Origin of the sequence: Paenibacillus sp. IITD108 (genome assembly GCF_036541265.1) — a bacterium.
GTDB lineage: Bacteria > Bacillota > Bacilli > Paenibacillales > Paenibacillaceae > Pristimantibacillus.
Genome location: NZ_JAZHCT010000007.1, coordinates 177,184 through 195,927 on the forward strand (window position 1 = coordinate 177,184; position 18,744 = coordinate 195,927).

The following is an 18,744-nucleotide window of genomic DNA, read 5'->3' on the forward strand; positions in this document are numbered from 1 at the left end:
ATGTTTTTAGACGATTTAGGAGTATTTCCAGCGCTATATTCTGTTATCGCCGTAATAAGCTGTTTCGTTCACATATTCGCAACATTTTGGAATTTGCTCCTCTTAAGCGATGCTGTTAATATTCATTCATATCAATAACAAACAAGTAAAAACAAACAAAAAAACCAAAGATGGGGAGTTGGATCAAGTTGGACGTACTAAGGCAATTAAAGGCCTTTTATTGGCCGGAGCGTAAGTTTTTAATTGCTTCGATTTTATTTTTAATGTGTGCTACTGCGCTCGGCCTCATTTATCCAAACTTGCTGCGGTATTTGATTGACGATGTCATTCAGCCGAAGAAATTTGAACTGGTGCCAATGCTGGCTCTGCTCGTTGTCGGCGTAATTGCGACAAAAGCGATCAATCAATTTTTACATGGTTTTTTTGGCGGAAGATTAGGCAACAAAGTCGCTTATAATCTCCGCAATGCTTCGTATGATAAGCTGCAAAGCTTGTCCTATCAATACTACGACAAGGCCAAGACTGGAGACTTAATGTCCCGCTTGACCGCTGATCTGGAAGCGATCAGAAACTTCATTGGCTTTGGTTTTGCACAAATTTTGAACATGGTGCTTATGATTGTTTTTGGCGGAGCAATGATGCTCTATATTAACTGGCAGTTAACATTGATCACGTTGATTACGATTCCTTTTCTCGGATTTTTGGCGCTGCGTTTTGAAAAGCATATTCATCCCGCATTTAGGGAGATGAGACAGGCGCTTAGTAACTTGACAACAGCTGTACAAGAAAATATTACAGGCGTTAGAACAGTAAAGTCGTTTGCGAGAGAGTCCCATGAGGTAACGAAATTTTCCACTCGAAGCGATGCTTATCAAAAAAATCAGGTAGGAGCCGCTAAGATTTGGGCGAAGTATTTTCCGGTGATGGAGTTGGTCGCCAACCTTAGCGCAGTTATTTTGCTCATATCAGGCGGCTTGCTCGTCATTAATAATCAGCTTAAACTTGGCGAGTTCGTTGCGTTTTTCAGCTTAATCTGGTACATTATCGGACCGATGTGGGGACTGGGATTCCACATTAACAACTATACACAATTCAAGGCTTCGGGGGAGCGGGTGCTGGGACTGCTGAATGAGCATATCCATGTTAAGGATAAGCCGGATGCCATCGTACTTAATAAAGATCAAGTTCACGGACATATTCGCTTTCATCATGTCAGCTTCAACTATCCGGATAAAAGCAATGCTGTAACCGATATTGAGCTGGATGCTCCTGCAGGGTCAGTAATCGGGTTGCTTGGCGCAACCGGTTCAGGCAAATCAACTATTATACAGCTATTAATGCGCGCTTACAATGTGAAGGATGGCTCTATTACGCTCGACGGCATCGATATTCGAGATGTGAATGTAAGAAGCCTGCGCAGGCAAATTGCAACTGTGTTTCAGGAAACGTTCCTGTTCTCAGCCTCTATCCGCGACAATATTGCTTATGGCGCCAGCAACGTAACACAGGAGCAAATTGAGCGGGCAGCCAAGCTGGCGAAAGCGCATGATTTTATTATGGAGTCTCCGCTAGGCTATGACACGATTGTTGGAGAGCGGGGAATGGGGCTGTCCGGCGGACAGAAGCAGCGTATTGCAATTGCCAGAGCGCTGTTGACCGATCCGCGCATCTTGGTGCTTGATGACGCAACAAGCGCAGTCGATATGGAAACGGAGCATGAAATTCAAGCTGGCTTCAAGGAGCTGATGAAGGGCCGCACGACGTTTATCATTGCCCATCGCATATCCTCCTTGCGTCATGCCGATGAAATCATTGTGCTGGATAACGGTCACATTGTTCAGCGCGGGAAGCATGCTGATCTTATTCACGAGCCGGGCCCATATCGCAATACGTATGAAATTCAATATGCGGATTACCTGCTGCAGCAGCGAAAAGCTCGGGCATCTGCCGCTGAGTCGAATGTTGTGCATTTGGAGCAGAAAAGAGGTACGGTGTAATGAGTACAATGTCAAAGTCAAAGCTGAGAAACCGCAACGAACGCTTTGTCTATCAGGATGACGATCAGATCGAAAAGCCTTTTAACTGGGCGCAATTAGCCCGCTTGTTCAATTATATGAAGCCTTACCGCAAGGAGCTTGTGCCGGTCATTCTAATGATGGTACTAGGCACGATTACTCGCTTAACCATTCCGCTTCTTATTATAGTAGCTATTGACAAGGCGATTGGAAAAAATGATACTACGCTGCTGCTGATCATTGGCGGCGCAATGCTGGCGCTATATTTGCTGCAATGGGTGTCCAACAGCTATCGCATCAAATATACAAGCATTATCGGCCAAAAAGTTATCTATGATTTGCGCAATCATTTGTTTCAGCATATTCAGAAGCTGTCGTTTAACTTTTATGATAAGCGTCCAGCAGGCTCGGTGCTCGTAAGGGTAACCAATGATGTCAATGCGCTGCAGGATTTGTTTACCAACGGCGTCGTTAACCTGCTGATGGACTGCATACAGCTTGTAGGTATCGTCATTATTTTGCTAGTTTTGAATGTGAAGCTTGGCTTGGCAGTAATGATTACCGTTCCGCTGATGTTTATTGTATCGACTTCCCTGCGCAAGCGAATCCGCTTTGCCTGGCAGGATGTTCGGATGAAGCAGTCGCGCATCAATGCGCACTTGAATGAAAGCATTCAAGGGATGAAGGTTACACAAGCTTACGTGCAAGAGAAAGATAATATGGGCTTTTTTGACCATATGAACACGATTAATCTAAAGTCCTGGAATAAAGCTTCCGCGCTTAATCAGCTGTTCGGGCCAGTCATAGAAATTACTGCAGCAGTAGGCACGTGCATCTTGTTCTGGTATGGAACATCTCTAGTTCAAGCAAGCGCTATTACAGTCGGTTTTCTAGTAGGCTACGCCAATTATATGGGTAACTTCTGGGAGCCGATCAACAGGCTCGGGCAAATGTACTCGCAGCTGCTGATCGCAATGGCATCTTCCGAGCGAATATTTGAATTTATTGACGAAAAGCCTAATGTCGGGGAAGCGGATCAAGCGAAGCCGTTGCCAAGCATTAAAGGCGATGTATTGTTTGACCATATCGTTTTTGAGTATGAGCCAGGCAGACAGGCGCTTAAATCTGTAACGATCGATGTGAAGGCAGGCCAATCTATTGCTCTCGTAGGTCATACTGGCTCTGGCAAAAGTACAATCATTAATTTGCTATGCCGTTTCTACGATCCTGTAGAAGGCCGAGTATTAATTGATGGTACGGACATACGAGATGTAACAATTGAAAGCTTGCGCTCTCAGGTTGGTATTGTACTGCAGGATACGTTCATATTCAGCGGCTCTATTCGGGACAATATCCGCTATGGCAGACTGAATGCGACCGACGAGGAAATCGTGGAGGCCGCCAAAGCTGTACATGCGCATGATTTCATTATGAGCTTGCCTGACGGCTATGACACGCAGGTAGAGGAGCGGGGCAATGTGCTTTCAATGGGAGAGCGCCAGCTGCTGTCGTTTGCCAGAGCGTTGCTCGCTGATCCGCGTATTCTCATTCTGGATGAAGCTACCGCAAGCATCGATACCGATACGGAGCTGAAAATCCAAGAAGCGCTTAAAGCGCTGCTGAAAGGCAGAACGTCATTTATGATCGCTCATCGCCTGTCTACGATCCGCAATGCCGATGATATTATTGTTTTGGATCATGGCAAAATTGTAGAGCAGGGCAACCACGAGCAATTAATGGAAAAGAAAGGCTATTACCATGGCCTAATCGAAGCCCAGTACCGATTTATATAAGCGCTGCAAATAGAAATAGTTGATTTTTCAATTTAGAACCTCCACAATGAAAGAAAAAGCTTTCGGGAGGTTCTATTTTTTATGGGTTATTCTGCTCCACTACATGCTCATGCACGTAAATTAATGCTGCTTGGATCAGGCGAGCTGGGCAAAGAGGTCACGATAGAAGCACAGCGAATGGGAATTGAGACGATTGCGGTGGACCGCTACAAGCATGCTCCTGCGATGCATGTTGCGCATAGAAGCTACGTGATAGATATGCTTGATGGCGAGGCGCTAAGAAATGTAATTATGAGAGAGCGCCCTGATTATATCGTTCCGGAAATAGAAGCAATCGCTACAGATACATTGGTTGAGCTTGAAGCAGAGGGCTTCCTCGTTATTCCAACTGCAAGAGCTGCCAAATTAACGATGGATAGGGAAGGCATCCGCCGGCTGGCTGCCGAGCAGCTGCAATTGCCAACGGCGCCATACCGCTTTGCGGACAGCTTTGAGGAGCTGCAAGCCGCTGCGGCTGTACTGGGCTTTCCTTGTGTAATCAAGCCGATTATGAGCTCATCAGGCAAAGGGCAGAGCGTCTGCCACTCCGAGCTGGAGCTTGCAGCCTGCTGGCAATATGCGCTTGAAGGCGGACGGGCGCGCAAGCAGCGCATCATAGTCGAAGGATTTGTGCGTTTCGAGTCAGAAATTACCCTATTGACCGTTCGTTCTGTATCCGGCACGAGCTTCTGCGCGCCGATCGGCCATATTCAGAAGGACGGCGATTATATTGAATCGTGGCAGCCTCATCCTATGACCGCGGACCAAATTGAAGAGGCTGAGCATATTGCCAGAACAATTACCGACGAGCTGGGCGGCTTCGGAATATTTGGGGTCGAGCTGTTCATAACGCAAGACGGGGTATTGTTTAGCGAGGTATCGCCGCGTCCGCATGACACCGGCATGGTAACGATGGCAACGCAGGAGCTGTCTGAATTTGCCCTGCATGTCCGCGCTATATTAGGACTGCCGATCCCTTCTATTAAGCTCGTATCGCCTGGCGCTTCGAGAACGCTCAAAGCAGACCGCGCAAGTGAAGGCTACACGATAGAAGGCGTTCAGGAAGCGTTGGCAGTTCCATCTGCGCAAGTAAGAATATTTGGGAAGCCGGTTGCGCTCGAAGGCAGGAGAATGGCTGTTGCGCTGTGCAGCGCAGCTAATGTTGAAGAGGCAAGAACGAACGCGCGAGCAGCAATTGAAGCTCTCTCCATCAATTATTACAGCAAGAAGTGAGGGAAAAGCTATGGCAAAAAAGAAAAGCAAAGCTGTGAATCATAACAAGCAAATGGATGCGCAGCCAAGCGGCAATATGCTTAAGGATTTGCTCAATGCCGATGTGCTGGATAAGCTGAAGCTGCAAGCCAAGGAGACAGAGAAAGCCGAGCAGGAGCGCAAGCAGCGGGAAAAAGAAAAGGAAGCGGAAGCCAAGCGGCAGGCGCAAAAAAAATTAGAAAATGATTTTTCATATTTGCTGGACAATAGCGATCCGAACTGGAGTAAATATAAATAACACGAGAAGCAGCGTTTCGCCATATGATATTGCAAATAGGCATATGGAGGGATTGCTGCTTGAAAATATATGTACAGCACGGAGATTCTTTATGGTTGTATAGCCAGCTGTTTGAGCTGCCCTTGCAGCTGCTTATCGATTCCAACCGGCAAATAAATGCCAAGGCGCTGCAAATTGGGCAAACGGTGCAAATTCCCGGTTATCGCCTGCAAAGCTACACGGTTAAAGCCGGTGATTCCTTATGGGCGATAGAACAGAGATTTGGAGTTAAGCATAATCAGCTTATGCATTTGAATCCGGGCGTCTCCGTTTACGGTTTGCCGATTGGCCTTCTGCTGCAGCTGCCAATTGCAGTATCGACAATGGTAGTGAATACGAATCGTCCTTATACCTATGGAGCTCTAAATGAAGATATTGCACGCCTCGCTGAGCTTTATCCATTCATGCAGCTGGAGCAAGCTGCGACGTCAGTTATGGGCAAGGAAATTATCGCTTTGTCGATTGGCAGCGGCCCAAAGCGCGTTCATATGAACGGTTCGATTCATGCTAATGAGTGGATAACTACCCCTGTGCTCGTCAGATTTCTTAATGAGTATGCCTTGGCCTTAACGTCCGGAACGGACATTCGCGGGCTTAATATGAGGCAATGGTATGCGGCTGCTACGATGTATGTTATTCCTATGCTGAATCCCGATGGAGTAGATTTAGTGATAGAAGGCCCGCCAGACGAGGAGCCTTATCGCAGCAATGTACTGCAAATAAATGACGGCAATGAAATATTTAGCGGCTGGAAAGCTAATATTCGCGGCGTAGATTTGAATAAGCAATTTCCTGCATTATGGGAGCGGGATGCGGTACAAGGCCCTCAACAGCCGGCTCCCAGAGATTACTCCGGAACAGCCCCGCTTACTGAGCCGGAGGTTCAGGGCTTGGCGGAATTCACCAGGCGCAAGGACTTTGCTCATGTGCTTGCTTTTCATACGCAAGGAAAAGTGATATATTGGGGGTTCGAGCAGTTGGAGCCGCCTGAAGCAGAGACCATGGCCAATGAATTTGCCAGAGTGAGCGGTTATAGCGCAGTTCGGTATGTAGACAGCACCGCAGGCTATAAGGATTGGTTTATTCAGAATTGGCGCAGGCCCGGGTTTACGATTGAGCTGGGTGAAGGTGTTAATCCTTTGCCGCTTAGCCAGTTCGAAGAAATTTATGAAGCAGCTCTGGGCATTATGCTGGCAGCACTATACGAATGATGCTTGAGGGAGGCTGGCTTGGCAGTCTTCCTCTTATTGCTTGCATCGTTATTTAAGAAAATTAGCACTTTAGCCGTTAATCGTATAAAATGTCGTTATAAACGACGAGTTACTTTACGAATGCGGGCTGTTGCATTAAAATAGCGGAAGGTGTATTACTGAACGGGGGGAACTTATGACAGAGCAATTGGATTTATTCACGCAGCCTGCTGGCACTGATCAGCAGTATGGCGCTGATGATATACAGGTTCTTGAAGGATTGACAGCGGTTCGCAAGCGGCCGGGCATGTATATAGGAAGCACAAGCAGCTCAGGCTTGCACCATTTGGTATGGGAAATTGTGGATAACGCAGTTGATGAGCATTTGGCCAAATATTGTACCGCAATTGAAATGACGATACATAAGAACGGCTCTATTACGGTTTATGACAACGGCAGAGGTATTCCTACAGGCATGCACAAAATGGGCATACCGACTCCTCAGGTCGTATTTACGATGCTGCATGCAGGAGGTAAATTTGGCGGCAGCGGATATAAAAAATCAGGCGGATTGCACGGAGTAGGCGCATCGGTTACGAATGCTTTGTCCGAGTGGCTTGAAGTTGAAATTTTCCGGGAAGGAAAAATTCATCGCCAGCGCTTTGAATATTGGGTGGATGAGCAGGGCAAGGAGCATGTTGGAGAACCGGTATCAACGTTGGAAATTGTAGGAAATACAAATCGTACAGGCACGAAAGTTACGTTTTTGCCGGACAAGCGTGTATTTCAAGGCGGAGTATCCTTTAACTATGATATGCTTTCTGAGCGGCTGCAAGAAATTGCCTTTTTGAATTCTGGCCTAAAAGTAACGATAAGGGATGAACGAAGTGCAGCGGAGGATGTGTTCCATTATGAGGGCGGCGCCAAGCAGTTCGTGGAATACTTGAACGAAAATAAGTCGGTGCTGCACGAGGCGGTGCATTACTTCGGCGAACGTGACGATATTGAGGTCGAAGTAGCATTCCAATATAATGACGGCTATACAGAAACGCTTGTTTCCTTCGTTAACTCTATTCCTACAAGAGGCGGAGGAACGCATGAAACAGGCTTCAAAACTGCCTATACGCGTGTGTTGAACGATTATGCGCGCAAGGCGGCAATGCTCAAGGAAAAAGAGAAAAATCTTGAGGGCACTGATTTGCGTGAAGGCATGATGGCTGTAATTAATATTAAAATGTCTGAAGTAGAGTTTGTTGGACAAACAAAGGATCAGCTGGGCAGCGCATCGGCGCGCAGCGCTGTCGATGCGGTAGTTTCAGAAAAAATGCAGCAATTTCTCGAGGAAAATCCGCAGGTAGCCCAGCTTATGCTGAAGAAGGCCATGCAAGCTTCGAAGGCAAGAGAAGCAGCACGCAAGGCGCGGGAGGAAATCCGCAGCGGCAAAAAGCGGAGCGAGAGCACCAACCTTGGCGGGAAGCTTACACCTGCTCAATCCAAGGATTATTCACGCAATGAGTTGTTTATTGTTGAAGGAGATTCTGCTGGCGGCTCGGCCAAGCAAGGGCGCGATTCCAAGCATCAGGCGATTTTGCCGCTTAAAGGGAAGCCTATGAACCCTGAGAAGGCAAAGCTCGCAGATATTTTGAAAAATGATGAGTACAAGGCTATTATCGGGGCGATCGGAGCGGGTGTCGGCTCTGAATTTGAAGCCGATGAAAGCAATTACAGCAAAATTATTATTATGACGGATGCCGATACGGACGGCGCGCATATTCAGGTGCTGCTGCTCACTTTCTTCTACCGTTATATGAAGCCGCTTATCGACGCGGGAAAAGTATATATTGCGCAGCCGCCTTTATATAAAATAACAAAAAAATCAGGGAAGCTGGAAACGGTCCGCTATGCGTGGACGGACGAGCAGCTGCAAAATTATTTGAAAGAATACGGCAAGAGCTATGAGCTACAGCGCTACAAAGGCTTAGGGGAAATGAACCCTGATCAATTGTGGGAGACGACAATGAATCCTGAATCCAGAACGCTGCTGCAGGTGCAGATCGAGGATGCGGCCAAGGCAGAACGCAGAGTATCGACGCTGATGGGAGATAAGGTTGATCCCCGCAAGCGCTGGATTATCGAAAATGTCGACTTTACACAATTTGAAGAATAGGGGGATCTGTCCATGAGCATTCTAGAGCAGTTTTTGCCTGCTTATTTGGAAGAAATTGTTGGTGATCGTTTCGGTCGCTATTCAAAATATATTATTCAGGATCGGGCTATTCCCGACGTGAGAGATGGCTTGAAGCCTGTACAAAGGCGTATTCTATATGCGATGTATGATGCAGGCAACACGCCGGATAAGCCTTACCGCAAATCAGCCAAAACAGTCGGCGACGTAATGGGTAATTATCATCCGCACGGCGATTCGTCCATATACGAAGGTATGGTGCGGATGGCGCAGCCTTGGAAGATGGCGCATCCGCTTGTTGACGGTCATGGCAACTGGGGATCGCAGGATGATGACCCGGCAGCTGCAATGCGTTATACGGAAGCACGTTTATCGAGCATTGCTATGGAGCTGTTAAGAGATATTGATAAGCGGACGGTGGCGTTTAAGGATAACTTTGACAATACAACGAAAGAGCCTGTCGTCCTGCCATCTCGATATCCTAATCTGCTTGTTAACGGTGTTAGCGGCATTTCATCGGGCTTTGCCACAGAAATTCCTACGCATAATTTGCGCGAGGTTATTGATGCAGCGGTTGCATTAATGGAAAAGCCGGCTTTGGAGCTAGAGCAGCTGATGCAATATGTGAGCGGGCCTGACTTCCCTACGGGCGGCATTATTATGGGAGAAGAAGGCATTAAAGAAGCTTACCGTACAGGCAAGGGCCGCATTTATGTCCGTGCGGTAACAGCGATTGAAGATTTGCGCGGCGGAAAGCAGCAAATTGTTATTACTGAAATACCGTATGGCGTCGTAAAATCAAGACTAGTAACGGCGATGGAAAACATAAGAATTGAACGCAAGGTAGAAGGAATCGCAGAGGTACGTGATGAGAGCGGCCGGGACGGTCTTAGAATCGTTGTTGAGCTGCGCAAGGATGCGGATGCGCAAGGCATTCTCGCTTATTTGTTGAAACGTACCGATTTGCAAGTGACGTACAATTTCAATATGGTGGCGATTGTCAACAAGACACCGATGCAGCTGGGTCTTAAGGACATGCTGTCTGCATATATCGAGCACCAGAAGGAAGTTATAACGCACAGAACGAGCTATGAATTAGAGAAGGCGGAAGACCGTGCTCATGTCGTGGAAGGGCTCGTAAAAGCGTTAAATATACTGGATGAAGTTATCGCTGCTATCAAAGCTTCCAAAAATAGAGCGGATGCCCAAAACAATTTAGTAAAGCTGTTCCAATTTACGGAGCGCCAAGCGGATGCAATTTTGACTTTGCAGCTGTATCGTCTTACTAATTTGGAGATTACCTCTTTAGAAAAAGAGCATAAGGAAGCGATGAAGCGAATCGCTTACTTGCGTTCTATTTTGGAAAATGAAAAAAAGCTCATCGGCGTAATCAAAGACGAGCTGACTGAAATTAGAAACAAATTCGGCATTGATCGCAGATCAGTGATCCGCGGCGAGGTAGAAGAGCTTAAAGTAAATGTAGAGGTGCTTGTCAATGCGGAAGAAGTGCTCGTCACATTAAGCGAGGACGGCTATATGAAACGGACAAGCATGCTGTCCTTCACAAGATCCGGCGGTGATATAGAAAGCTCCGGTGTGAAGGAAGGCGATATGATTCGTCAGGTGCTGCCGGTAAATACATTGGACAATCTGCTTATTTTCACAAAAAAAGGGCAGTATTATATGCTTCCTGTTCACCAGATACCGGAGTTCAAGTGGAAGGACATCGGAACAGCTATCGTAAATATTGTACCGCTGCCAAAGGAAGACAGTATTGTCGAGGTCATTCCAGTTAAAGATATTCAGCAGTCAACAGAAACGATCGTTTTTGTTACAAAGCGCGGGCAGGTAAAGCGGTCTGAGCTAAAGGATTATTTTACGACTCGTTCCAATTCGATTGCCGCCTGCAAGGTTGCGGATCAGGATGAAGTAATTAAGGTTGCTCTAAGCGACAACATGAAGCAGCTTTTGCTGGTCACAAAGGATGGCATGAGCATCCGGTTTGCTGAGAGTGAAGTTAATACAATGGGGCGCGTCGCTTCCGGTGTAAGAGGCATCCAGCTGAAAAGCGATGATGAAGTCATTGCTGCATTATGGGTAGCAGACGACGAAGGAGAGCTGTTAGTCATTTCGGATTCAGGCTATGCGAAGCGCACCCTGCTGCTGGACTATCCGATTCAAGGCAGAGGCGGTAAAGGCGTTCCAACGTTTGAGTTTAAAGAAGGCAAGCGAGTCCGTCCAAATGGTACGGTTCTTGCAGCGGCATTTTATTGCACAGAAGAAAAACATATTATAGCGATAACGAACCACAATACAAAGCTTGAGGCTTCCTCGGAAAAAGCGCCGATTGAGGATCGGAAATCTGTAGGAAAGCAGCTGCTTGCAGTGGATAAGAAGGAAGCAATTGAAGTTACGTTTGAAAAGCCTTCCTATGTGATGGAAGCAGGAGCGGAAAATAATTAAAGAGAAGACATGAACTTTTTGGAGACAAGCATAATCGTTTAAGCAACAAAAAACGACAGTATGCTTGTCTCAATCTGTCATGGAGTGAACGAATACCTCAGCAATTGACTGAAACTATTAATCGCGTTAATCTTTTATTCGACATTATCAATTGCTATAATTAAAAGTAGATAACGCGGAAATTGATAGGAAGCGGGTGAATAGCATGATTGCTGATGATTTCACACGATTATGGACCAGAATGTCGAGAGATTGGAAGCTGAGCTTGGAGCAGGCGCTTGCGCCATTGACGGAGGGACAGCTTAATGTGCTTGAGCTAATATTGGAAGCTGAGACGTTAAAGCCGTCTGATCTTATCCAACATTTATCTACCTCTCCTGCAGCCATTACTACGCTGCTGGATCGCATGGAACGAAATGAGCTTATTGTTCGCACCAGGGATGAAGAGGATCGGCGTGTAGTATGGATTAGCGTATCTGAGAAAGGAAAGCAGGAAACGGAGCGCGGAAGACTTGTCAGGAGCTCGCTGATTTCGGAGTCCCTGGACAGAATATCCGAGCATAATCAACAGCTGCTTGTCTATTTATTAGGCAAGGTTGCCAAAAGCTCATAAATGCCACTGCAAGCTGCCGATAATTAAAAAGCTGATCAACCTTTAACTGCAATTAGCAGAGAGAGGCTGATCAGCTTTTTTGTTAATGCCGGGAGCTTTACACCATAATTTTTATTTTAGAGCCTCCAGCCTTTTTACAAGCATATCAAAATCCTTTTTCAGCATTTCATAATCAGAAGGCTTCAGCAGCTTGTCTGAAGAAGCAGCTATCGTCTCTTCTACAGGCAAAATGCGATATCTGTAATGCTGATCCGGCTTGTAGCGGTGCACCCAGGTTGGCGTCACTTCGACATCTGAAATTTCAATCGTTTTGTCCGTCATATTTTTACGTATATTCACTTTAAATATGGCTCCGTAATCCTTGGAGTTGCCGCGTTGATTGGAGATGAAATTGCCCATAGAATATATGATTACAGCTTGCTTGGCATTTCCGTTGTCATCAACTGTTTCAACAAGCTCATAAGGCTGCAGCACATGGGGGTGAGAGCCTGCGATAATGTCTGCACCAGCAGCTACAAGGGAGCGTGCCAGTCTTTTTTGTTCTTCATTAGGCATCGTCTGATACTCTGTGCCAAAATGCAAGGCTACTGTAACGACATCGGCGCCGGCCTCTCGGATTCTATGAATATCCGCTTTAATTTTTGTTTCATCGATTAATGAAACAAGATAATCCTTTCCGGCAGGGATCGGAATGCCATTCGTACCATACGTATAGGATAAGATCCCCATCACGATGCCGTTCTTTTCCACTAATAAAAGCTTTTCCGCTTCTTCCTGCGATGCAGCCGTGCCTACATATTGCAAGCCAAGCTTCTGCAGCAGCTCCAGTGTGCGCAGTATGCCCCGCTCGCCTTTGTCGAGGGAATGGTTATTGGCCGTCGTCAACAAATTGAAGCCGGCATTTTGCAGCGCTTCGACCAGCTCATTCGGCGCATTAAACGTCGGGTAACCGGAATATCCAATATCAGCGCCTGCGACTGGTGTTTCTAAATTTGCCATTATCCAGTCGCCCTGCTTAAGAATTGGCGCCACTTCATTGAAGAAGGGATCAAAATCATAACGGTCTTCCGCTTTAATATAAGCGCCTGGCAGCTGCGGCGAGTGGCTCATAATATCGCCGACACCGACCCAGACCGCTTCTTGAAATACGGGAGCTTCTGGCGTTGGCTCAGGCGTAGCAGCTGTAGGCACTATGCTTGGCGTGCTGGAAGTATTGACCGTCAAGTCATTGCCTGGAGTGTTTTCATTTTGTTTATCGATTAGATCAGAAGCCAAGTAAACAACACCGTAAACTAGCGCTGCAAGCACTAGAGAGATGATCGTTTTGAGCAGAAATCTTTTTTTTCTTCTTTTTCTTCTCATTCCATCTTAATTCCCTTCAGCATGTATTGAAGATAGATAGGCTGTTGCTGCTGCTTGCAGCTCGTCCTCCGACCATTCAGCAAACACATGAATTCCTTTTGGAATGGATTGAAAAGTCATCGTTTGTTTTGTAACGGGATGTGCTGTGGTTATAGAGGTTGACCAAAGCGCAATCGTTGATAACGCGGATGACTTGCCCTGTCTGCCATATTTTAAATCTCCTGCTAAAGGACAGCCGATATGGGCAAACTGTGCGCGAATTTGATGTGATCGTCCAGTATGGAGCGAAATGGCGAGCAGGCTTGAATTGTTTTTAATCGCTATAACCCGGTAATCAAGAATAGCTTCCTTGGCTTCAGGGGCAGGCTTGTTGAACACGGTGACGTGATTGCGTTTTGTGTCCTTGCGCAAATAATGCACAAGCGCAGCTTCCTTGGCTGGCGGCTGGCCATTGACAACACATAGATAGGTTTTGTCAAATTGCCTGCTGCGCACGGCCTCGGACATTCTGGAAGCCGCTTTAGATGTTTTGGCAAACAGCATAGCGCCGCCAACCGGCCTGTCCAGCCGATGCACCAAACCCAAGTACACATTGCCAGGCTTATTGTAACGCTGCTTAAGGTCCTCTTTAAGCAGCGTCAGCATATCGGTATCCTTCGTTTCATCCTCCTGGGAAGGAATGCCCTGAGGCTTTTCAACCACTAGCAAATGGTTGTCTTCGTAAATAATAGGAATAGGGATCAATTAGCTTCCCACCGTCCTAAAATGCCGCAAGGCAAGTGCAGTCCAGATGCTGTAATCGGCAATCCAATTTCACCGCAATTAATTTGGCCGCCGTACTTTGCCTTCATCGTCATATGCAGCAAATTGTGCAGGACCGAAGGGGACAGGCCTGTTGTATAAGAATTAATAAGCAAAAACAAAGGGGTGTCTGATAATATAGTGGTGCATGTTTGCAGAAATGGGAAAAGACTGTCCTCCAGCTTCCATGTTTCGCCCTGTGGTCCGCGTCCGTAAGACGGAGGGTCCATAATGATCGCATCATATTGTCTGCCGCGTCTTTGCTCGCGTTGAACAAATTTGAATACATCATCAGTAATATATCGGATTGGAGCCGACTCCAAGCCGGATAGCTGGGCGTTTTCTTTGGCCCACTGCACCATCCCCTTGGCAGCGTCAACATGGCATACCTCAGCGCCCGCCTTGGCAGCTGCCACGGTTGCTCCGCCTGAATAAGCGAACAGATTCAGCACGCGGATCGGACGATTAGCGCTGCGGATTTTGTTCATCATCCAGCTCCAATTGACAGCTTGCTCTGGAAATAAACCGGTATGCTTGAAATTGGTTGGTTTTATATGAAAGGATAGATCTTCATAGGAGATCGTCCAGCGTTCAGGCAGGGAAGGATTCATCTTCCAATTGCCGCCGCCTGAAGAGCTTCGGAAATAATGGCCGTCGGCTTTTTTCCAAAGTCCTGTTTCATTGGCTATAGGCCAAATAATTTGCGGATCCGGACGGCGCAGGATATAAGTTCCCCAGCGTTCCAGCTTATCTCCGTCTCCCGTATCCAATACTTCATAATCTGTCCAGTTGTTTGCAACATACATCGTTATTAATTCCTTCCTCGACAATAATTTATATCTTCGCTCATTATATCGAAGCGGGAACGTCTAAGCAATGAAAGTCGAATAATAATAGCGAATATATGCTTGGAAATGGCAAATTATTTGACATTGAGAATCGTTATCGATATCATAATATGGAAGAGATACAAAGGAAGATTATGCAGCGCTGTTCATAAAGGAGGAAATGCAATGCTTATTCAATTAAGGAAAATAGTTGTTCAGCCTGGTTTTGCAGATGAAGTGATAGAGAGATTTAGCCGTCAGGGGGCTGTCGATGAAATGAAGGGCTTTATCGATCGCACCGTTATGGTTAATCGTCGCAGCAAGGATAGCGAGGAAGTAGTGGCGATGATTCGCTGGGAGTCGGAAGAGGATTGGAAAAACTGGGAGAAAAGTCCGGTTCATATTGCGGGGCACCGTGAAAAAAGAGGACAGCAGCCGCCAGAGTATGTTATAGAGTCATCTGTCCAAATGTATAATGTAAAGGCTACGAGTACAGGAACTTATACGCCATAATAGGAAGTTGCAAGGCAAGAACGCGCATCCTGGATGAAGCATCCGGGCAACGCGTTCTTTTTTTTGTTCTACATTCCGCTAAAGCCATTTGGCTTTGCTACTATTAATGAAGAAATGTGAATTGAAATAAAATTTTAGGCTGATATAATAGAGTTGAAAAATAATTAATGTGAGTAGGTAGTCAAAATGGCGATAAATGACAATATTCTTATAAAAATACGTGATATGAAAGAAAGCCTCACTCCGGTAGAAAAAATGGTAGCGGAGTACGTATTGGCAAATTTAGATGAAATACCGCATTTGTCCATTAAAAATCTGGCGATTGCGAGCAAAACAAGCGATGCCTCTGTGCTTCGTTTTTGCAAATCGCTCGGCTATAGCGGCTACAGAGCTTTTATTGTAAGCATCTCTGCTTCAATCGGTTCTATGGATGAGGAACAGAAAGATCAATATACGGATATTCAGCCTGGGGATGAATTGACTACAATCATTGCAAATATTTGTCACAATAACAGCAAATCGATTGAGGATACATTAAGTATTATCGATCGCAACGAAATTGCCCGAGCCGTCGACTTACTTATTAAATGCAACAGAATCGTATTTTTCGGCATTGGGGCCTCTGGACTAGTATGTATGGATGCCGAGCAAAAGTTTTCAAGAATTAATAAAATGTGCCATGCCTATACAGATGGCCACAGCCAGTTGACAGCAGCTACGCTGCTTGGCCGTGATGATGTTGCATTTTTTGTTTCAAATTCAGGAGATACGTCCGATATTTTAGAAACATTAGAAACGACTAGAAAGAATCATGCTCATACCATTGCGCTTACGAGATATAATAAAAGTGAGCTCGCCAACAAATCCGATATTGTGCTCAGTATATCGACGCCTGAGATTTCAATAAGAAGCGGAGCAATGGGTTCGCGTATCGCTATGCTTACTGTAATTGATATTTTATTTGCAGGCGTAGCAAGCGCAGAATATCAAAATGTTAAAAAGTATTTAACCAAGACACATAATATACTGTCAAGCAAGCACAAAAACTAAAAGAGACCTGCCATTATAATTACACGATGAGAGACATTATTCAGCAGAAATAATGTCTCTTTTTATTTAAAATAAAATATCAGAATAATATATTATAATAAAATAAAATTTCAAAATCTATTGACAAGAAATCAGTCCCAATATTACGATGTATATAAGGGGAAAAGTAAGAAAAATCAGCTTACAGCAGTTTTCGCGTATATTATCTAGGTAGGGGAATGATTTTATGAATGAATACTTTGCAGGGCTGACCACGGAAGAGATTAATGAAGCGACGGGTATGATTGACGAAAGCACGACAGAAGAAATGCTGCAATTGATCAACCGTGAAAATGCTAAAGTGACAGCTGCTGTTGAGTCCGAAATACCGCAAATTGCAGAAGCTATCGATCGACTATATGAAGTTCTAAAAAATGGCGGCCGAATGCTATATGTCGGAGCAGGCACTTCTGGCAGATTAGGCGTGCTGGATGCTTCTGAATGCCCGCCGACGTTCGGCACGGACCCTCTATTAGTGCAGGGACATATTGCAGGTGGAGATATTGCACTGCGTACCGCAGTCGAAGGCTTTGAAGATAATGCTGAAGAAGGTATGGCTCTTATAGAACAATGCGGGGTTACGAGCAAGGATGCTGTCATTGGCATATCTGCATCAGGAAGCGCTGCTTTTGTAATAGCTGCATTAGAGAAAGCGGGTCAAATGGGAGCATTGACCATCAGTGTCGTAAATAACAAGCATTCGAGGCTTGAGCAGGCATGTGAAATTTGCATTGCGCCTGTCGTTGGTCCGGAGGTCATTATGGGCTCGACTCGTTTGAAGGCCGGCACAGCTCAGAAGCTTGTGCTCAATATGCTGTCTACTGGCGTAATGGTTAAACTGGGAAAGACCTATAATAATTTAATGGTTGACTTGAAAGCAAGCAACAAGAAGCTTTATGACCGGTCCATTCGCATCGTTAGAAATGTAACTGCCGTCGATTATGATACTGCGGCAAGCTATTTGGAGCAGGCCGCTTTAAGCAGCAAGCTGGCCATTATGATGATAAAAACCGGACTTGATGCAGATGCGGCCAAACAGCAGCTGGAACTGCATGAAGGCCGTTTGAAGCAGGCGATCCAGCATCATCATGCTGCCAATTAACCGTCTATTCCATGAATGATTTTGCTTAATGCGGAAGGGGACTTATATATGAGTACATTTATTGGCAATGGTATTGATCAGCTCTCTGAGGTGCATTCTATTTTGCAAGGCAAGCGAATTGGCCTGCTCACCTCGCCAACCGGAGTGGATGCTAGCTTGCGCTCCACGATTGATATTATTCATGAAAGGTATGAGCTGACCGCATTGTTTTCGCCTGAGCACGGCGTTAGAGGAGATCAAGAGGCCGGCGCGCTTATCGATACCTATACTGACCCGGCTACAGGGGTTCCTGTATACAGCTTGTATCGCAAAGATTCAAAGCGTATAACGAATGAAATGCTGGATAATGTAGATGTAGTTGTATATGATATTCAAGATATAGGCACCAGATTTTATACGTATATATATTCAATGATCTATATGATTGAGGATTGCGCGCGATTAGGCAGAGAACTGGTTATACTGGATCGTATCAATCCATTGGATGGCGTTACGGTTGAAGGCAATGTGCTGAAGGACGGCTTTCAATCCTTTGTAGGAAATTATCCGCTTGCAATGAGATACGGGCTGACTTGCGGCGAAATAGCACTTATGGTCAATGATCAAATGAATTACGGCTGCAAGCTTCACGTAGCCAAGCTGGCCAACTGGAACAGAGAGCTGCAGTTTCCTGACACAGGAAAGGTATGGATACAGCCTTCTGTGAACATTCCAAGATTTGACGCTGCATTGCTGTATCCAGGCACCTGCCTGTTTGAAGGCACTAATATTTCTGAAGGCCGCGGAACGACATTCCCTTTTGAAATGATCGGAGCTCCTTTTATTGATGCGGTTAAGCTCGCTGCCGCAATGAATAGCAAGAAGTTTGCAGGCGTACACTTCCGCCCGGCATACTTCAGACCTTCCTTTTCCAAGCATGCGGGCATATTATGCCAAGGCGTGCAGCTGCATGTGCTGGACAGAAAGGCCGTTCAATCCGTCAATATTGGATTAGAGCTGTTATTTGCTGTGAAAGAGCAGACCGAGCAATTTTCATTTCTTCCACCTATTAAAGAAGGCTCTCGTCCATTTATCGATCTTTTGGCTGGTGACAAAATATTACGTGAGCATAATGGGACAGCGGCTGAGCTTCGCGAGCAGTTTTCAGAGGAAAGCGAGCGTTTTGCAGCGATGAAAAAAGATTACCATCTATACAAGTAGTCA

At 45.9% G+C, this 18,744-nt stretch carries 15 protein-coding genes; 12 read left to right on the top strand and 3 right to left on the bottom strand.

Translation table 11 applies throughout. From position 1 onward, the window contains the following. The first annotated feature begins 188 nt into the window (after nucleotides 1–188). From V1L65_RS08750 to V1L65_RS08785, 8 genes are all read left to right on the top strand, one after another. The gene (locus V1L65_RS08750) at nucleotides 189–1,997 is read left to right on the top strand and encodes an ABC transporter ATP-binding protein (RefSeq protein ID WP_331698740.1); all 1,809 of its coding nucleotides are present in this window, start codon (nucleotides 189–191) and stop codon (nucleotides 1,995–1,997) included. Between the two features lie 8 nt (nucleotides 1,998–2,005). Continuing rightward, the gene (locus V1L65_RS08755; protein ID WP_432500087.1) at nucleotides 2,006–3,808 is read left to right on the top strand and encodes an ABC transporter ATP-binding protein; all 1,803 of its coding nucleotides are present in this window, start codon (nucleotides 2,006–2,008) and stop codon (nucleotides 3,806–3,808) included. An 81-nt stretch (nucleotides 3,809–3,889) separates the two neighbouring features. After that, nucleotides 3,890–5,080 carry a formate-dependent phosphoribosylglycinamide formyltransferase gene (gene purT / locus V1L65_RS08760; RefSeq protein ID WP_331698742.1) on the top strand — a complete coding sequence of 397 codons (1,191 nt, stop codon included), beginning with the start codon at nucleotides 3,890–3,892 and terminating at the stop codon, nucleotides 5,078–5,080. A 10-nt stretch (nucleotides 5,081–5,090) separates the two neighbouring features. After that, nucleotides 5,091–5,357 (top strand): YqkE family protein, encoded by a 267-nt coding sequence (locus V1L65_RS08765; protein ID WP_331698743.1) that lies wholly within the window; start codon nucleotides 5,091–5,093, stop codon nucleotides 5,355–5,357. A gap of 59 nt (nucleotides 5,358–5,416) precedes the next feature. Further along, nucleotides 5,417–6,607 (top strand): M14 family metallopeptidase, encoded by a 1,191-nt coding sequence (locus V1L65_RS08770; RefSeq protein WP_331698744.1) that lies wholly within the window; start codon nucleotides 5,417–5,419, stop codon nucleotides 6,605–6,607. A gap of 175 nt (nucleotides 6,608–6,782) precedes the next feature. After that, nucleotides 6,783–8,753, top strand: a complete 1,971-nt coding sequence (gene parE / locus V1L65_RS08775) for a DNA topoisomerase IV subunit B (RefSeq protein ID WP_331698745.1) — start codon at nucleotides 6,783–6,785, stop codon at nucleotides 8,751–8,753. Nucleotides 8,754–8,765: 12 nt separating this feature from the next. Next, nucleotides 8,766–11,234 (top strand): DNA gyrase subunit A, encoded by a 2,469-nt coding sequence (gene gyrA, locus V1L65_RS08780; protein WP_331698746.1) that lies wholly within the window; start codon nucleotides 8,766–8,768, stop codon nucleotides 11,232–11,234. Between the two features lie 205 nt (nucleotides 11,235–11,439). After that, nucleotides 11,440–11,847: a MarR family winged helix-turn-helix transcriptional regulator gene (locus tag V1L65_RS08785; RefSeq protein WP_331698747.1), complete on the top strand. Its 408-nt coding sequence runs from the start codon at nucleotides 11,440–11,442 to the stop codon at nucleotides 11,845–11,847. Between the two features lie 111 nt (nucleotides 11,848–11,958). Here V1L65_RS08785 and V1L65_RS08790 read toward each other — a convergent pair whose 3' ends face one another. Genes V1L65_RS08790 through V1L65_RS08800 form a run of 3 tightly spaced genes read right to left on the bottom strand, consistent with a single transcriptional unit; the run spans nucleotide 11,959 to nucleotide 14,816 of the window. Next, nucleotides 11,959–13,209, bottom strand: a complete 1,251-nt coding sequence (locus V1L65_RS08790; RefSeq protein WP_331698748.1) for a CapA family protein — start codon at nucleotides 13,207–13,209, stop codon at nucleotides 11,959–11,961. Between the two features lie 6 nt (nucleotides 13,210–13,215). After that, nucleotides 13,216–13,953, bottom strand: a complete 738-nt coding sequence (locus tag V1L65_RS08795) for an RluA family pseudouridine synthase (RefSeq protein WP_331698749.1) — start codon at nucleotides 13,951–13,953, stop codon at nucleotides 13,216–13,218. Then, nucleotides 13,950–14,816 carry a class I SAM-dependent methyltransferase gene (locus V1L65_RS08800; RefSeq protein ID WP_331698750.1) on the bottom strand — a complete coding sequence of 289 codons (867 nt, stop codon included), beginning with the start codon at nucleotides 14,814–14,816 and terminating at the stop codon, nucleotides 13,950–13,952. The genes V1L65_RS08795 and V1L65_RS08800 overlap by 4 nt, the downstream gene beginning before the upstream one ends. A 207-nt stretch (nucleotides 14,817–15,023) precedes the next feature. On the opposite strand from V1L65_RS08800, the gene V1L65_RS08805 reads away from it, so the two are divergent. The 4 genes from V1L65_RS08805 (at nucleotide 15,024) to V1L65_RS08820 (ending at nucleotide 18,741) form a co-directional block, all read left to right on the top strand. Then, nucleotides 15,024–15,350, top strand: coding sequence for an antibiotic biosynthesis monooxygenase (locus V1L65_RS08805; protein ID WP_331698751.1), 327 nt, complete (start codon nucleotides 15,024–15,026; stop codon nucleotides 15,348–15,350). A 186-nt stretch (nucleotides 15,351–15,536) separates the two neighbouring features. Further along, nucleotides 15,537–16,400, top strand: coding sequence for a MurR/RpiR family transcriptional regulator (locus V1L65_RS08810; RefSeq protein ID WP_331698753.1), 864 nt, complete (start codon nucleotides 15,537–15,539; stop codon nucleotides 16,398–16,400). Nucleotides 16,401–16,626: 226 nt separating this feature from the next. Then, a complete protein-coding gene (gene murQ / locus V1L65_RS08815; protein WP_331698754.1) occupies nucleotides 16,627–17,541 on the top strand; it encodes an N-acetylmuramic acid 6-phosphate etherase in 915 nt (304 codons plus the stop codon). 48 nt (nucleotides 17,542–17,589) lie between these two features. Beyond that, nucleotides 17,590–18,741 (top strand): exo-beta-N-acetylmuramidase NamZ family protein, encoded by a 1,152-nt coding sequence (locus V1L65_RS08820; RefSeq protein ID WP_331698755.1) that lies wholly within the window; start codon nucleotides 17,590–17,592, stop codon nucleotides 18,739–18,741. The last annotated feature ends 3 nt before the right edge of the window (nucleotides 18,742–18,744 follow it).

What these genes read in the sequence shown, in the direction of transcription:
- V1L65_RS08755 (WP_432500087.1), top strand. Translation starts at nt 2,006, where the DNA reads ATGTCAAAGTCAAAGCTGAGAAACCGCAACGAACGCTTTGTCTATCAG.
- V1L65_RS08790 (WP_331698748.1), bottom strand. Translation starts at nt 13,209, where the DNA reads ATGAGAAGAAAAAGAAGAAAAAAAAGATTTCTGCTCAAAACGATCATC.
- murQ (WP_331698754.1), top strand. Translation starts at nt 16,627, where the DNA reads ATGAATGAATACTTTGCAGGGCTGACCACGGAAGAGATTAATGAAGCG.
- V1L65_RS08785 (WP_331698747.1), top strand. Translation starts at nt 11,440, where the DNA reads ATGATTGCTGATGATTTCACACGATTATGGACCAGAATGTCGAGAGAT.
- V1L65_RS08810 (WP_331698753.1), top strand. Translation starts at nt 15,537, where the DNA reads ATGGCGATAAATGACAATATTCTTATAAAAATACGTGATATGAAAGAA.
- V1L65_RS08805 (WP_331698751.1), top strand. Translation starts at nt 15,024, where the DNA reads ATGCTTATTCAATTAAGGAAAATAGTTGTTCAGCCTGGTTTTGCAGAT.
- purT (WP_331698742.1), top strand. Translation starts at nt 3,890, where the DNA reads ATGGGTTATTCTGCTCCACTACATGCTCATGCACGTAAATTAATGCTG.
- V1L65_RS08800 (WP_331698750.1), bottom strand. Translation starts at nt 14,816, where the DNA reads ATGTATGTTGCAAACAACTGGACAGATTATGAAGTATTGGATACGGGA.
- V1L65_RS08820 (WP_331698755.1), top strand. Translation starts at nt 17,590, where the DNA reads ATGAGTACATTTATTGGCAATGGTATTGATCAGCTCTCTGAGGTGCAT.
- parE (WP_331698745.1), top strand. Translation starts at nt 6,783, where the DNA reads ATGACAGAGCAATTGGATTTATTCACGCAGCCTGCTGGCACTGATCAG.
- gyrA (WP_331698746.1), top strand. Translation starts at nt 8,766, where the DNA reads ATGAGCATTCTAGAGCAGTTTTTGCCTGCTTATTTGGAAGAAATTGTT.
- V1L65_RS08765 (WP_331698743.1), top strand. Translation starts at nt 5,091, where the DNA reads ATGGCAAAAAAGAAAAGCAAAGCTGTGAATCATAACAAGCAAATGGAT.